This is a genomic window from Paenibacillus jepli (assembly GCF_047238105.1).
Lineage (GTDB): Bacteria > Bacillota > Bacilli > Paenibacillales > Paenibacillaceae > Paenibacillus_D.
The window spans coordinates 5,802,854-5,817,912 of the sequence record NZ_JBDFMD010000001.1 but is presented as its reverse complement, the minus strand read 5'-3'; the positions used below and the strand labels follow the sequence as shown (position 1 = coordinate 5,817,912).

The following is a 15,059-nucleotide window of genomic DNA, read 5'->3' as shown; positions in this document are numbered from 1 at the left end:
AACCCATGATGAGACCAAAACCTGTGAAGAAGAGAAGCAAAAAAACGCCAATGATCGCGCTGGCCGCTGCCATCGCGTTATCCGTACCGGCGGTTGCGGCGCCTATCCCGCAAGCCTCTGCACAACACCTGGTGCAGACGCAGACGTATGCGATCGACGGCACTCGCGTGGATCTGCCGACCATCAATATCGATGGGACGACGTATATCGGGCTGCGCTCGCTCAACACATCGCTTGGCCTGAATACCAACTACAGCCCGATCAATCGGGAGGTGCATGTCGAGGGCAACAACCGGACGATGACTATCGATCTGTCCGAGCCTGTCAGCGCGTACTTCTTTAATGACCAGCGTGTCTATGGCATGTCCGCGATCGTGCAGGACGGCACGACCTATATGCCGGTCCGCTTCCTCCTTGAGCGGATGGGCTATGGCATCTCTTACGATGCTGCAGCCAAGACGGTAGGCATCACGCAGATTCAGGAAAACGACCTGACGATCGAGACGCATAAGATCGAGTCCGGGGAAGGTGAACCGCATGTGCTTGTTCATTATCCGCAGGTATCGGGATATGCCGATGAAGAAGCCCAGGCAAGTGTCAATGCTTTCTTGAAGGAGCAGGCCGAGCAGCGCGCTGCGGCTGGCGCCGAGGAGATCGCCCGGGCCCAGTCGGAGAATGATGCCGCCGAGGCGGATAATCCCGACCTGACTATCCCGCCGGTAAGCTTTGATGGCACCTACCTCGTCACCTACAACGAGCAGGACAAGCTGAGCCTGTATGTGGACTACTACAGTTACACCGGTGGTGCGCACGGCATCACCGACCGGGCCGCCTATACCTTTGACCTGACGACCGGCGAGCAGTTATCGCTTCAGGATGCTGCCAACGGCCGTGCAGATTACGTTGAGGTGATCAACGACTCCATCCAGCGTCAGCTCGATGCAGGAGCCTACCACTTCATGGAGCCGTTCGAGTCGATTGATACAGCCGATCAGAACTTCTTCCTGAAGCATGACGCCATTGTCGTCTACTTCGGCGTATACGAATACACCGCATATGCGGAAGGCATCCCGGAATTCCCGGTGCCGTTTACCGCGTTTGAGTAACATGCATACACGCTAACCCCCGCCCCGTTAAGTCATCCTGGATGACTGACGGGGCTTTCTTATGCACCTTATTTATAATAATTATAATTTAGTATTGATTTTCAATTAACAATAAAATATAGTAGAGGAAGACATACGACTCCAAAACGAGGTGGAACAACGATGACCAATACTAACAAACTAACTACAAGCTGGGGCGCCCCGGTCGGCGACAACCAGCATTCGATGACAGCCGGCAACCGCGGCCCGACATTGATCCAGGACGTGCATCTGCTGGAGAAGCTGGCCCACTTCAACCGCGAACGCGTGCCCGAGCGCGTCGTCCATGCCAAAGGCGCAGGCGCGCATGGCTACTTTGAAGTGACCGGCGATGTAAGCCAGTATACCAAAGCCGACTTCCTCTCCGGAATTGGCAAGCGCACACCGATGTTCATCCGCTTCTCCACCGTTGCCGGCGAGCTGGGCTCTGCCGACACCGTGCGCGATCCCCGCGGCTTCGCCGTCAAATTCTATACCAACGAGGGCAATTATGATCTGGTAGGCAATAATACGCCGGTTTTTTTCATCCGCGATGCGATCAAGTTCCCTGACTTCATCCATACGCAAAAACGTCATCCGCAGACACATCTCAAAAATCCGAATGCGGTATGGGATTTCTGGTCGCTCTCTCCGGAGTCGCTGCATCAGGTGACGATCCTGATGTCCGATCGCGGCATCCCTGCGACCTTGAGGCATATGCACGGATTTGGCAGCCATACTTTCAAATGGGTGAACCAGGAGGGTGAAGCGGTCTGGGTGAAATATCACTTCAAGACAGAGCAGGGCATCCGCAACCTAGACGTCGATCTGGCCGCTAGGCTAGCCGGCGAGCAGCCGGATTACCATATCGAAGATCTGTTCAAGGCGATTGATACAGGTGATTTCCCGGCCTGGCGGCTCTATGTTCAGATCATGCCGGAGGCGGATGCGGACCGCTACCGCTTTGACCCGTTCGATGTGACCAAGGTGTGGTCGCAGCGGGATTATCCGCTCATCGAGGTGGGACGGATGGTGCTGAACCGCAATCCCGAGAACTACTTTGCCGAAGTCGAACAAGCGACGTTCTCCCCCGGCTCGTTCGTCCCCGGTATCGAAGCGTCGCCGGACAAAATGCTGCAGGGACGGCTGTTCGCCTACTCTGATGCCCACCGTTACCGGGTCGGCGCCAACCATAACACGCTGCCGATTAACCGTCCGCAATGCCCGGTGCATCACTACCAGCGGGACGGCCAGATGCGCTCCGACGGCAACGGCGGCGGCTCCGTCTACTATGAGCCCAACAGCTATGGCGGGCCGGCCGAATCTCCTGCTCACCGGACATCAGCCTACCCTGTCTCCGGCATGGCAGACAGCGTGGCCTATAATAGCGACGATCACTATACCCAGGCAGGCGACCTGTTCCGGCTGATGACGCCGGAGGAGCAGCAACGGCTCGCACGCAACATCGTCGGTGCGATGGCTCCTGTCGAGCGCGATGAGATCAAGCTGCGTCAGATCGGTCATTTCTACAAAGCCGATCCCGACTACGGCCGCTTGGTCGCCGAAGGTCTCGGCTTGCCGGTACCGACATCAGAATAACGTAAGGACTTAGAAAAACGCCTGCCGGCGTCCTTGAAAGACGCCCAACTCCGGCGCGCTGTTAGAAGAAAGGGTACTTACGGAGCGCCGTGAACGGTCAGACCAGTCGCTAGTGCCACGAAATCCCCGGCATGAGCAGTTTCAGCGACCCTTTCTGCCGCTATTGCGTCGCAATCTACGGCTTGAGCTGCTGCAGCGACCCTTTCTGCCGCTATTGTGAGCAATCTACGGCTTGAGCTGCTGCAGCGACCCTTTCTGCCGCTATTGTGAGCAATCTACGGCTTGAGCTGCTCCAACGACCCTTTCTGCCGCTATTGTGTCGCAATCTACGGCTTGAGCTGCTGCAGCGACCCTTTCTGCCGCTATTGCGTCGCAATCTACGGCTTGAGCTGCTCCAACGACCCTTTCTGCCGCTATTGTGAGCAATCTACGGCTTGAGCTGCTGCAGCGACCCTTTCTGCCGCTAATGTCGCATTTTTTCTAGCCTGACTACCAGGAGCCATACGCTATACTATCAAGGTGAAACGGCTATGCCGTTAGTTAAACAAGCAAACAGCCCCTGCCTCGTTGTCGAAGGCGGGGGTTGGTTTTTGGCAAGAGACAAGAAGCGGGCTGTAATGCTACTTTCTATACTTGGAACTCAGATTTTCGGCGGGTGGCAAGCTGTAATGCTACTTTCTATACTTGGAGCACGGATTTCCGGCGGGCGGATGGCTGTAAGTCTACTTTCTATACTTAGAGCTCTGGTTTTCGGCACATGGCGCATTGCATGGCTAATTTCTAGTCTTGCAAACGCCCTTATAACGCAGGACTCGGCCCCAAAGTAAATAACCCGACTAAAGTGTGGCTTCGCTTCGAAGCGTGCTTATGTACTTTGCGGAGGGGGCCCGGAAGCATATAGCTATTAAGTATAAGGTGAAACGGCTGTCGCTGTGTGCTTACGATGCCAGTTTTGCTTCGCAAAACTCTGAGCGCAGCGCGTTTCATTCCGGAGAAATAGAAGCCAAGTAGATGTGAAAACATATACTTTATATTCCGACAAAGCCTCCCTCCCACTTTTATGTGTGGAGAGGGAGGCTTTTTGCGGACTTGCTAGGTATGATCAGCCGGCGAAGCAGGCGGTTGATGCTCGCTCGGCTGCTGCGGCTTGGCCGACATCGCCGCCGGCAGACGCCAGGCGGTCAGTACCGCGAACAACACGAACAGAAGATCAAACATCGAGAACAGCTCCGGGAAAAATTCCATAAACAACGAGACGACAAATGACGCGAAAAAGTCCGTTAATCCATCATTGAGTATGTAGCTGAATGCAAAAAACTTGCCCAGCAGGATACCGACCAGACTGGCCGCCACTGCAATGATCTGATGCACCTGCGTCGCCCGTCTGTCTGAGAGAAAACCTACGGCAAAGCCCGTCATCCCGCCGATTGCCCAGGCCACCAAGCCCAGCTCATAATCCGATATGACCACCACCGCTGCCCACAGTACGCCGCCGAGCAGCGCGGCCACCAATGCGCCCAAAATGGGCATAGCCAACTTGCGTTCTTCTTCCATGACCCTGCTCCTCCTCTGATGGATACAATAGGGAGTCCTTCTACTATGTATAATCTCCCAGTTGCCATTACCCAAACTTTAGCAATGATAACCATATCGGTCAATGTATGATTATTTACATTGCCAGTTTCCGCTGTTGACATTGACGTTGCGTAAAGGTGTAGTATGGTCCTGCAGCCACAAAGCAAGCTATACTATACGGTACAAACGAGGAGGCGGCTGAAATGGAATATACGGTCAATAAACTGGGACAAATGGCGGGAGTCAGCACACGCACGCTGCGGTACTATGACGAGATCGATCTTTTGAAGCCGTCCCGCATCAACTCTTCCGGATACCGGATCTATGGCCAGGCTGAGGTGGATCTGCTGCAGCAAATTTTGTTTTATCGTGAGATGGGATTGCCACTGGAAGAGATCAAATCGATTGTGGCTTCCCCTTCCTTTGACAGCCGGCAAGCGCTGAAGACGCATCACGCGATGCTCCTGGATAAGCGCAAGCAGCTCGATCAATTGATCCGCACGGTAGAGCAGACGATCGCTCAAAAAGAAGGGATGATAACGATGACAGACCGTCAAAAATTTGAAGGCTTCAAAAAAGAACAGGTAGAAGAAAATGAGCGTAAATATGGCGAGGACATCCGGGCAAAGTACGGGGACGAAGCCATCGACCGCTCCAACAAGGCCTTCCTCTCCAAGACGCCGGAGCAGCATGAGGCCCATGAGTGTCTGACAGCCGAGCTTTACGACGTGCTCGCGCAAGCCTTTGCCGTAGGTGATCCCGCATCGGAGCTCGCGCAACGAGCAGCCGATCTGCACAGACAGTGGCTGACGTTCTATTGGGGAACATACGCCAAAGAAGCCCATGCCGGCGTTGCCCAGATGTATGTGGACGATGAGCGTTTCACGGCCCACTATGACAAAGACCATCCGGGGACAGCCGTCTTCCTGCGAGATGCAGTCCGGATCTACACTGGTATGACTGGCGAAGTGGAGCAGGGCTAGCACTTGACTGAATACGTGCTCCAAGGAAACTTTCTTTCTCTGCAGCTATCCTTGCGGAGGGTATGGGCTGCTCCAAGGAAACTTTCTTTCGCTACAGTCGCCCGTGCGAGGTCTATGAGATGCTCCAAGGAAACTTTCTTTAGCTGCAACCCGTGTAAGGGCCCGGACGGACTGGCGCTACAAATGGATTAAGGCTCGCTCGCTAGCCAACTAGTGGCTGCGGGGCGAGCCTTTTTGTGGCCGAAGCCATCCTTATCATCCAGTCAGTGCACTCTGCACCCCGACAACAGTTGCTCCAGTGCTGTCATCGTCTCCTCCAGCGCCTGAGTGGAGTCCGGAAGTCCGGCCAGCCAGAGCGCCGCTTCGTTCATCGCGCCGGAGAGCAGGTGAGCCAGCGCCTCGACAGGCACCGGCCGCAGCCAGCCGGCCTCCTGCATCTGCTGCAGCTGCTCCTTCAGGTGCCGCATCGCGTTCTGCTCGTCCATCCGCCGCCACGCCTCCCAGCCCAGCACCGCCGGGCCGTCGATCAGCAGGATCTGCCGGTGGGCCGGCTCGACAGCCGCTGTGATGAACGCCCGGCAGCCGCGCAGCAGTTCGTCCCATGGATCGCTGCCAGCCTCCGCTTCTCTCGCTACGTGCTCCCCGATCTCCTCCTGCAGCGAGGTCAGCACTGCCTCGAACAGTCCCTGCTTGCTGCCGAAATGATGGTAAAGCGCCCCTCTCGTGAGCCCAGCCTCCTGAACGAGCTCCTCCATTGAGGCATCCGCATAGCCCCGCTCCGCGAAGTAGATCTTGCCCAACGCCAACAGCTGATTGATCGTCTCGGATGCCGCTTCCTTCGTCCTTCTCATGACCGCTCCACCGCAGCACCATCGGTATACTGCGCCAAGAAAGCCTCTGTCGGCGGGATGACCTGGATCATGTCGATCAGCACGCCGCTCGGGTCGCTGGTGATGAAGTGTCGCTGCCCGAACTCCTCATCCCGGAGCTCCAGATGCAGCGGCAGCCCCGCCTCCTTGATCAACCGCTCGTACTCCGCGTCTACATCCTCCACTTCAAAGTTCAGGATCATCCCCCGCACCGCGGTCCGGTAAGCCTCAGGTACTGTCGGATGAGTGCCGTCCAGGATCGCCAGCTCATAGGCCGCCCCTGTCCCCTGCAAGCGCAAGCTTACATACCAGTCTGCCTCAAACGTCGTCTCGAACCCGAGATACCGGGTATAAAACGCTGCCGTCTCCGCCACCTTGTCTGTCATCAGAACAGGATAAAAGCTGTTTACTTTCATCTTCCTTCCTCCTCCATTTCTTTCAATGAACTGATTACAGTTTAACATACATACAGTATGTATGTAAAATGTCCGATCATAATAATTTCAACCCTAAATCGTCCATATGCCGCCTCTTCATTTCAAGCCCGCTCTTTTATAGTGGGAGATGTAACCATTCGTTGAAATGAAAGGGGTATTACCACTATGTCCAACCGCAAGTCCAAACCTTGGCTGCTGATCGCGCTATGCGCGATGCTGATCTTCGTCGCCGCCTGCAGCAGCGGCAACTCTACAGAGACCAACACACCGCCCGCCGACACCGGCGGCGCCGAAGAGACGCCAAAGAATGACCCGCCAGCAGCCGGTAATGGCGAGACGATCGAGCTGTCCTTCTGGACACTGGGCAATGTCAATTACGAGGAGCTGGCCCAGGAGTACATGGCTGAGCATCCGAACATCAAGATCTCGGTTCAGAACACTGGCGATCAGACGGCTCACCACAATAATCTGACGACTGCCCTCTCCGCCAACTCCGGTGCACCGGACATTTTCCAGCTGGAGATCGGCTTCATGGAGCGGTTCATCGGCGCCCAAGACAAATTCCACAATCTCAATGACCTGGGCGCAGCCGACCTGAAAGACATGTACCTGGATTGGAAATGGCAGCAAGCGACCTCGACCGACGGTGCGTTCCAGATCGGATTGCCTACGGACATCGCGCCTACTGTTGCTTACTACCGTATCGATCTCGCCGAGGAAGCGGGTCTCCCGACGGATCCTGACGCATTCACTGCCGCTATCGATTCGTGGGACAAATTCGCTACGGTTGCCTTGGACTTCAAAAACAAAACCGGCAAGGCGTTCGTCGATTCGCGCGATCTGATCTACAACGCGCTGCGTGACCAATCCGACGGACAGATCTACTACGACAAAAACGACGGCTCGTTCATCGGTGCCGACAACCCGCAAGTCAGAAAAGCATATGACTTCACCGTCAAAGGCATCCAGGAAGGCTGGGTCGCTCCGAACCAGCTCTGGCAGCCCGACTGGACGCAAGCGATCAATGACGGCGGCTTTGCCGTCCTGCCCGGCCCGGCCTGGATGCTCGGCAACATCAAGAGCAATGGTCCGGATTCCGAAGGCCAGTGGCGGATCGCCCAGCTTCCAGAAGGCGCAGGCACCTGGGGCGGATCGTTCCTGTCGCTGCCGAAGGAAGGCAAGCATCCGGAAGAAGCCTTTGCTTTCATCAGCTGGATGCTGAACCAAGAGAATCAGTTGAAATCGTTTGAGGACAAAGGCTTGATGCCTTCGACCCCGGCACTGTTCGAAGACGCGACGTTCACGGACTTCACGGATGAATTCCTGGGCGGCCAGCCGTCCGCTGCCGCATTCGCCACAGCAGCCGGCCGCGTGCAGTCGGTCTACTACGGTCCGCTGCACGATCAGACGGACGCTTTCATCAAGGAAGCACTGCAGAACGTGCAAGAGAAAAATGCCGATCCGGAGCAAGAATGGCAAGCAGCGATCGAGAAGATCGAACGCCTCGTCGCCCGCAGCTGACAGCCGAACCCTTAAGCTATAGCAATCCAACGCGAGTTCGCGGGAGTTTCTCCTGCGGACTCGCCGCATTGAAATCGTATGGAGGTGCATCATGCCCCAGTCTCAACCCGCTGCCCCCGCCCGCAGCGCTGCCGTCCGCAAGCAGGGCTGGCTGACCGAACGCAAGCGCAGCAGTCTGACAGCTTATCTGTTCATTTCACCTTTCTTTTTGCTGTTCGCGATTTTTGGCCTATATCCGATTCTGTTTACTTTTTATCTGTCCTTCTACAAGTGGGATGCACTCGGACCGATGAGCTTCGTCGGCTTCCAGAATTACCAGTTCGTCACGGAAGACCCGCTGTTCTGGACCTCCTTTACGAATACGCTGCTCATCAGCGCGTTGGGCACGATCCCGCAGCTCATCCTCGCGCTGCTGTTAGCCGTCTTCCTGAACTCATCGATTACGAAGTTCAAAAAGACCTTCCGCGTGTTATACTTCATGCCGAATATTACGTCGATCGTTGCCGTGACGCTCGTCTTCAGCGCCTTCTTCAGCAACGGCGGGATGGCCAACTGGCTGCTTGCGCAGATCGGGATCGACCCTACGGCCTGGGGGTCAGACTGGTGGGGCGTCAAGATCGCCATCGCGACGATGGTCATGTGGCGGTGGACCGGGTACAACACGATCATCTACCTGTCCGGCATGCAGAGCATCCCGACAGACCTGTACGAGGCTGCCCGGATCGACGGCGCCAGCCGCTTCCAGCAGCTCCTGCAGATTACGCTCCCCCTGCTGAAGCCGTTCATCCTCTTCACGGTGCTCATGTCGACGATCGGTTCGCTGCAATTGTTCACCGAACCCTTCGTCTACCTCGGCCAGGGCGGCACCAGCTCCACCCGTGAGGAAGGCTTGACGATGGTCATCTACCTGTACACCGAAGCGTTTGGCAACAGCTTCTTCGGCACCGCCGCAGCGACTGCCGTGCTCCTCCTGCTGTTCACCATCGTCTTCTCGCTAATCAACATGTGGGTGTCTCGCCGGATGAGCGGCGACACGGATGGAGGTGCGTTATGAGCAAGATTGGCGACAAGCCCGGCCTGCCGAGCAAGATCGGCTATTACGCCTTCCTCGGCTTCGGAGCTTTTGTTTCATTTTTCCCTTTCTATTGGATGTTCGTTATCGCTTCCAACCCTCGTGGCGCGGCTTCCACGCTGCCGCCGACGGTGACGATCAGCGATCAGTTCATCGCCAACTTCACCCGGGCAACTGACCGGATGGATTTTTGGACCGCCTTGGGCAACTCGCTCTTCGTATCCTCGGCCGTCACCTTGTCCGTTCTGTTTTTCTGTTCGCTCGCCGGGTACGCGTTTGCCAAGTATGATTTTCCGTACAAGCACTTCCTGTTCTTCTTCGTGCTGGGTACGCTGTTCGTACCGCAGCAGCTCAGCATCCTGCCGACTTACGTCATCATGACCAAGCTGGAGTGGATCAATACGTTTAAGGCGCTCATCGTGCCTGCCATGGTCAATGCGTTCGGCATCTTCTGGATGCGGCAGTATATCGCCACCTCCGTGCATGGCGAACTGCTGGAGGCGGGCCGGATGGACGGGGCCGGACATCTGCGGATCTTCACGACCATCGTCGTGCCGATCATCACGCCGGCTCTGGCGACGCTAGGCATCTTTACGTTCATGAATATCTGGAACGACTTCTTCTGGCCCTATGTCATCTTGAAGGACCGAAGCAACTATACGATCCAGATCGCGCTGCAGCAATTGTTCACTACCCGCGACGGCCTGGACTACGGCATGATCATGTCCGCGACCTTCATGGCGACGCTGCCGCTGCTGGTTGTCTTCCTCTCGTTCAGCCGCTGGTTCATCGCCGGTCTGACCTCAGGAGCGGTGAAGAGTTGAGGATTAGGACCGCTCCCTGTTCAGGCAGCTATTGACAAGCCGCGGCCATCAAGGAATAGTAGAAGCAGGCGCTTTCATTTTTCTTTCATGAGCACCCTCATAAAAGATTGGTGAATAAGTGCCGGAGAGGTGTGGATCGATTCTGGAGAAGCGCTGGACTATGCTTCCGAAGTCGCTTTCTTGCAGAAAGCGTTTAGCGTTCGCCTGAAAGCTTTTCGCAGAAAAGCTAGCTTCGGAAGCATACACTGTTCCCGGAATTCATCCTCTCTCAGAGGTTATTTCAAGAATTCTGGGAACAACAGAACGATCCACTACCCGTTGGCCTACTTTTCACCATGCTTTTTAAAGGAGTGTGAATCGCTCTGAAATTGCGGCACAATATCATGCTGGCCAATATCCTGCTTGTGTTTATTCCGGTCATCGTCATGGGGGCAATCTCGTACTTTAAGTTCTCGGACGTGATCGAGTCCAAATCGAGCCATTTCTACTCGATCTCCCTGCTGGAAACCGACCGCAAGCTGAAGTTCGCCCTCAGCGAAGTGACGACGATCACCAGCTCGGCCATCACGCAGCCCGTCATCCAGCAGACGCTCAAATCTCCCGGCATCCCGCCGGATTACGACCGCCGCCAGGAGATCAACAATCTGCTCATTCATCATCCGATGATCCAGTCCTACAGTCTCTATGCCCAGGATCAGCCGGTCTACAGTTACAATCTGCTGGACGAACCGCAGCCCTTGCGGCAGCAGGCCTGGTACGATGAGATGAGCCGCGAAGCCGGCCGTCCCGTCTGGTCCGGTCCCGGAGAAAACGGCTCTGCCGGCGCAGGAAGGCCTGTACTTGTCCATGCCCGCGTCATCAAGGATTACTATTCGCTTGAGAATATCGGCTCCCTCGTCCTCACGATCAAGCCCGAGCTGCTCGACCAGGTCTTCTGGGAGACGGCAACGCTCGAGCAAGGCGATATCCTGCTTGTAAACAGAGACGGCGCTATCATCTATGACAAGTCTGGTGAACATATCGGCGAGCGGGTCGATTTCCCGTTCCTGCGCGAGGAGCAGACCGGATCCAAAAGCTATTATATTGATGATTATCAAGGGGTGAGCTCGCTGATCACCTATCTGCCGTCGCATCACCCGCAGTGGTATCTGATCGCCATCACGCCGACGACGGCACTGCAGGCCGAATCGATTCCGATCCGCAATACGGCGCTTCTGCTCGGTGCGTTTTCCCTGCTGACCGCCTTCATGTTCGACCGCTTCTTCGTCCGTCGGCTTGTCCGCAGCATCAGCGATACGGTGAGCGGCATGGCCCGGGTGGAGCAGCGCAGCTTTCAGCCGATCCGCCGCGCCGGCGCCCCCAGCGACGAGTCGGATATGCTCGTCCACGGCTTCAACCGGATGAGCGGTCAGATCCGCGATCTGCTCGCCCAGGTCGAGGCCGAGCAGCAGCTCAAGAAGGAAGCGGAGCTGCAGGCGCTGGTCGCGCAGATCAATCCGCATTTTATCTACAATTCGCTGGAATCGATCAACTCGATGGCGGTCCTCCAGGGCAACAAGGATATCAGCCGTATGGTCATCTCGCTCGGCAGGCTGCTGCGGATCAGCATCAGCGAGAACAAGGAGCTCATCCCGCTCTGCACCGAGTTCGAGCATGTGAAGCATTATCTGAACATCCAGAAGTTCCGCTTCGAGGACCAGTTCGACTATACGCTGGAGCTGCCGGAAGAGCTGGAGCATGTGGTGACCCAAAAGCTGATCGTACAGCCGATCGTGGAGAATGCACTCTATCATGCGATAGAGTCGATGAAGCAGCAGGGACTGATTCATATCCGCGCTTATGAAGCCTACGGCGATGTCTGGATCGAGGTGGCCGATAACGGACCGGGCTTCGACGAAGGCGTGCTCCTACGGCTCGGACAAAAGGATGCTTCGTCAGAGGCGAAGGATAAGGACCGCGGCGTCGGACTGCGCAACGTGCATGAACGGGTAAGGATCAGGTTCGGTGCGCCCTACGGCATGATGATATGCTCATCTCCGGGAGCCGGCGCAACCATCCGTATCCGTGTGCCGAAGATTATCCCGTGAGGAGGAAGAGTATGAGTGTCCGTCAACGAAACAAAACGCTGCTCTTTGCGCTCTACGGCCTCGCTCTTGCCTCCGTGATCCTGTACAGTTTCACAGGAAGCCGCGAGCAGCCGGCAGTAGCCGATCCCGAGAAGGTAACGCTGACCTTCCGCCACTTCTGGACCAAGGAGCATGACCGGCCGATCCTGGCGATCTTCGAGGATGCCGTCCGCAGCTTCGAGCAGGAGCATGCCAATGTCAAAGTCAACTTCGAGGGCATCGATCAGACGATCCACCGCGAGCAGAAGCTCAAGAGCGAGATGGTCACCGGTACCCCGCCTGATCTGTTCGTGTTGTTCGGCGGCGCCGAGTTCGAGCCGTATGCCCGTTCCGAGCGGCTGATGGATCTGACCGGCTTCGTAGCCTCCGAGGGACTCAGCTTCCACGATCTCAGCCTGTGGGTGCTGGATGAGCGGATCTACGGTCTCCCCTTTGAGGGCCATGCCGAGCCGATCTTTTATAACCGCCGTCTGTTCGAACAAGCCGGACTGGCGCCGCCGACGACGTTGGAAGAGCTGTCCCGGGCTATACCGGTCCTCCTTCAGCAGGGTACGATCCCATTTGCGCTGGGCAACGAAGAACAATGGCCCGGCGCGATCTATACCCATTATCTGATGGACCGGCTTGCCGGCCCGGAACTGATCGGTGCATTGGCCCGGGGAAGCCGGGAGGAGCGTTTCCTCAACCCGGCTTATACGGAGGCGCTGGCGCTGCTCCGCTCCTGGATCGAGATGGGCGCGTTCAATGATAGTTTTTCTGCCGTCTCGACGGAAGAAGCTATCGCCTTGTTCACCGAGGGCAGGGCGGCGATGTATCTCAACGGCAATTGGGACATTACGCTGCTGAGCCCGCCTGATGCGGCTCTGGGTCCCGGGGATATCGGCGTCATGCCTTTCCCTGGGCTTCATCAAGGTCAGACCCGCAGCATGGCTGGCGGCTACTCGATCGGGCTGGCGCTCTCAGCCGAACTGAGCGGGCTGCGCCTGGAGCTGGCGCTCGAGTTGATGCGCAGACTCTATACAGAAGACGTGCAGCAACGGATCGTCTATGAAGGTCTCCGCCTGCCCTCGATGCCGATTACTTTTGATCCGTCCCGGACGGGGCCGGTATTCGCCCAGCTGCACATGCTGATGGAGAGCAAACCGCAGACGTTCATCGCCTATGACAATGTCCTCTCTCCCGAGGTGAGGCGAACATTCCTCGCGGTCAACGATCAGCTCCTCAACTTGGCGATCCGGCCGGAGGAGGCGCTTCAGCAGATGGACGATGCCTCTGAGGCTTACTGGCAACTACGAAACAGTACAGGGGGGAATCCATGATGAAACAACAGCCGTATACCGCCCTGCTTGTCGATGACGAGCCGATCATCCTGCGCTCGCTCGAAGCGGCCGTGCCCTGGGAGGAGCTCGGCGTCAGCATCGTCGGCAAAGCCCGCAATGGCGAGGAGGCGCTGCAGCTGTATCATCAGCACAAGCCTGACATCATTATCAGCGATATCCGGATGCCTTCCATCGATGGCATCGCGCTCATGTCGGAAGTGCGGAGCTGCGATGCCAGGCTCATCTTCATCGTCATCAGCGGGTACGGCGACTTCGAATACGCCAGACGGGCGATCCGCGAAGGCGCATCGGACTATCTGCTGAAGCCGATCGATCATGAGGAGCTGACCCATATCATCCGCAAGTCCGTCGTCAAACTGGAGGCCGAACGGCGGGCCCGGGAGGAGAGCGATCAGCTCCTGCACTCCGTGCAGGCGCTGTCGCTGCTGGCACGCGAACGGCTGCTCGCGGAGCTGACCGAGGGCAACTCACGCCCTCTGCAGCATCTCAAATGGCTGGAGATGAGTCTGCTCGAGCAGCCTTATCTGATGGCGATCGTCCAGCTCGACCGTTTCGCCTCCGTCAACAAGCAGTGGACGCCGGACGAGAAGCGGCTCTGGATGTTCGCCGTCCGCAATATTCTCGAGGAGTGGTCCGCGCAAAACGAAGGGCTGGCGATGTTCCCCTTCCATAGCGGCGAATGGATCCTGCTCTTCCCAGCGGAGATGGACCGGCGCAAGGAAAGCCTGGGCGGGGAGATCGTCCGGCACATCGCAACCTACGCCAAGCTGGCCTGTTCCGTCGGCTTCAGCCGGCCGGTGCGGGGGCTGGACCAGCTCAACGCCGCGTACCGCAGCGCGCAGAGCGCCCTGTACCAGCGCTTCTTCGCCGGTCAGCAGACGGTATTCGCTGACCGGCCTGACACCTCGCCAGAGACGGGCCGCCCTGAGCAATGGCCTTATCCCCGCTGGATCGAGGAGGAGCTGATGCAGGCGATCCGGTCTCTCGACCTCTTTCGGCTGCTCGGGCTGCTCGATCAGCTCCAGCTGGAGCTGGAGGGCGGCGGGATGTCCCGCGAGTCACTGCTGCGCTTCATGACCGAGATCGCCATCGTCTCGCACCGCGAGTTCGGCCAGCTGCAGCTCGCCAGCGAGCTGCCCATCGACGGACTGCTGCAGCAGATGGAGGAAGCGGTCACCCTGGAGATGGCGATTGCCGCGCTGAAGGAAGCCTATCGGCATTGGACCGAGCTGCAGCTGGGCGCTCGGGATCAGCAAGACGGCGCAGCGCTGATCGGCAAGGCGCAGCGCTATATCGACAACCACTACCGCAATGATCTGGGCATTGATGAGGTATCGGACTTCGTCGGCCTCAGCACCAGTCATTTCTGCGCGTTGTTCAAGCAGGTTGCCGGACTGACCTTCCTGGAGTACCTGACCCGCTGCCGGATCGATAAGGCCCGTTATATCCTGGAGCATACCGAGGTCAAGGTGTACCAGCTGGCGCCTCTGGTCGGGTATCAGGATCCGCGCTACTTCACGCAAGTGTTCAAGAAAATCACCGGCATGACCCCTTCGGAATACCGCACCCAAGCGACGGGATAGGCGGCG

Annotated in this window: 12 protein-coding genes; 9 read left to right on the top strand and 3 right to left on the bottom strand. The window is 57.2% G+C overall.

Features of this window, described 5'->3' with window-relative positions; all coding sequences use genetic code 11:
• Positions 1-5: 5 nt before the first annotated feature.
• Positions 6-1,106, top strand: coding sequence for a stalk domain-containing protein (locus ABC336_RS24325; RefSeq protein ID WP_413241117.1), 1,101 nt, complete (start codon positions 6-8; stop codon positions 1,104-1,106).
• 162 nt (positions 1,107-1,268) lie between these two features.
• Complete coding sequence (katA, locus tag ABC336_RS24320) at positions 1,269-2,723, top strand: catalase KatA (protein ID WP_413241116.1); 1,455 nt, start codon at positions 1,269-1,271, stop codon at positions 2,721-2,723.
• Positions 2,724-3,815: 1,092 nt separating this feature from the next.
• Here the strand turns inward: katA and ABC336_RS24315 are convergent.
• A complete protein-coding gene (locus tag ABC336_RS24315; RefSeq protein ID WP_413241115.1) occupies positions 3,816-4,277 on the bottom strand; it encodes a hypothetical protein in 462 nt (153 codons plus the stop codon).
• Positions 4,278-4,501: 224 nt separating this feature from the next.
• Here ABC336_RS24315 and ABC336_RS24310 point away from each other — a divergent pair, with 224 nt between their 5' ends.
• Positions 4,502-5,281: a MerR family transcriptional regulator gene (locus ABC336_RS24310; RefSeq protein ID WP_413241114.1), complete on the top strand. Its 780-nt coding sequence runs from the start codon at positions 4,502-4,504 to the stop codon at positions 5,279-5,281.
• Positions 5,282-5,544: 263 nt separating this feature from the next.
• Here the strand turns inward: ABC336_RS24310 and ABC336_RS24305 are convergent, their stop codons facing one another.
• The gene (locus tag ABC336_RS24305; protein ID WP_413241113.1) at positions 5,545-6,132 is read right to left on the bottom strand and encodes a TetR/AcrR family transcriptional regulator; all 588 of its coding nucleotides are present in this window, start codon (positions 6,130-6,132) and stop codon (positions 5,545-5,547) included.
• On the bottom strand, positions 6,129-6,566 hold the full coding sequence (locus ABC336_RS24300) for a VOC family protein (protein WP_413241112.1): 438 nt from the start codon (positions 6,564-6,566) through the stop codon (positions 6,129-6,131). Before ABC336_RS24300 ends, ABC336_RS24305 begins: the two co-directional genes overlap by 4 nt.
• A gap of 186 nt (positions 6,567-6,752) precedes the next feature.
• Between ABC336_RS24300 and ABC336_RS24295 the strand changes: the two genes are divergently transcribed.
• From ABC336_RS24295 to ABC336_RS24270, 6 genes are all read left to right on the top strand, one after another.
• On the top strand, positions 6,753-8,108 hold the full coding sequence (locus tag ABC336_RS24295) for an ABC transporter substrate-binding protein (RefSeq protein WP_413241111.1): 1,356 nt from the start codon (positions 6,753-6,755) through the stop codon (positions 8,106-8,108).
• 91 nt (positions 8,109-8,199) lie between these two features.
• Positions 8,200-9,162 (top strand): carbohydrate ABC transporter permease, encoded by a 963-nt coding sequence (locus ABC336_RS24290; RefSeq protein WP_413241110.1) that lies wholly within the window; start codon positions 8,200-8,202, stop codon positions 9,160-9,162.
• Positions 9,159-10,004 carry a carbohydrate ABC transporter permease gene (locus tag ABC336_RS24285; RefSeq protein ID WP_413241109.1) on the top strand — a complete coding sequence of 282 codons (846 nt, stop codon included), beginning with the start codon at positions 9,159-9,161 and terminating at the stop codon, positions 10,002-10,004. Before ABC336_RS24290 ends, ABC336_RS24285 begins: the two co-directional genes overlap by 4 nt.
• Positions 10,005-10,387: 383 nt before the next feature.
• A complete protein-coding gene (locus ABC336_RS24280) occupies positions 10,388-12,091 on the top strand; it encodes a cache domain-containing sensor histidine kinase (protein WP_413241108.1) in 1,704 nt (567 codons plus the stop codon).
• 11 nt (positions 12,092-12,102) lie between these two features.
• Positions 12,103-13,449 carry an ABC transporter substrate-binding protein gene (locus tag ABC336_RS24275; protein WP_413241107.1) on the top strand — a complete coding sequence of 449 codons (1,347 nt, stop codon included), beginning with the start codon at positions 12,103-12,105 and terminating at the stop codon, positions 13,447-13,449.
• Entirely contained in the window at positions 13,446-15,053 is a 1,608-nt protein-coding gene (locus ABC336_RS24270; protein WP_413241106.1) for a response regulator, read from the top strand. Before ABC336_RS24275 ends, ABC336_RS24270 begins: the two co-directional genes overlap by 4 nt.
• Positions 15,054-15,059 lie beyond the last annotated feature (6 nt).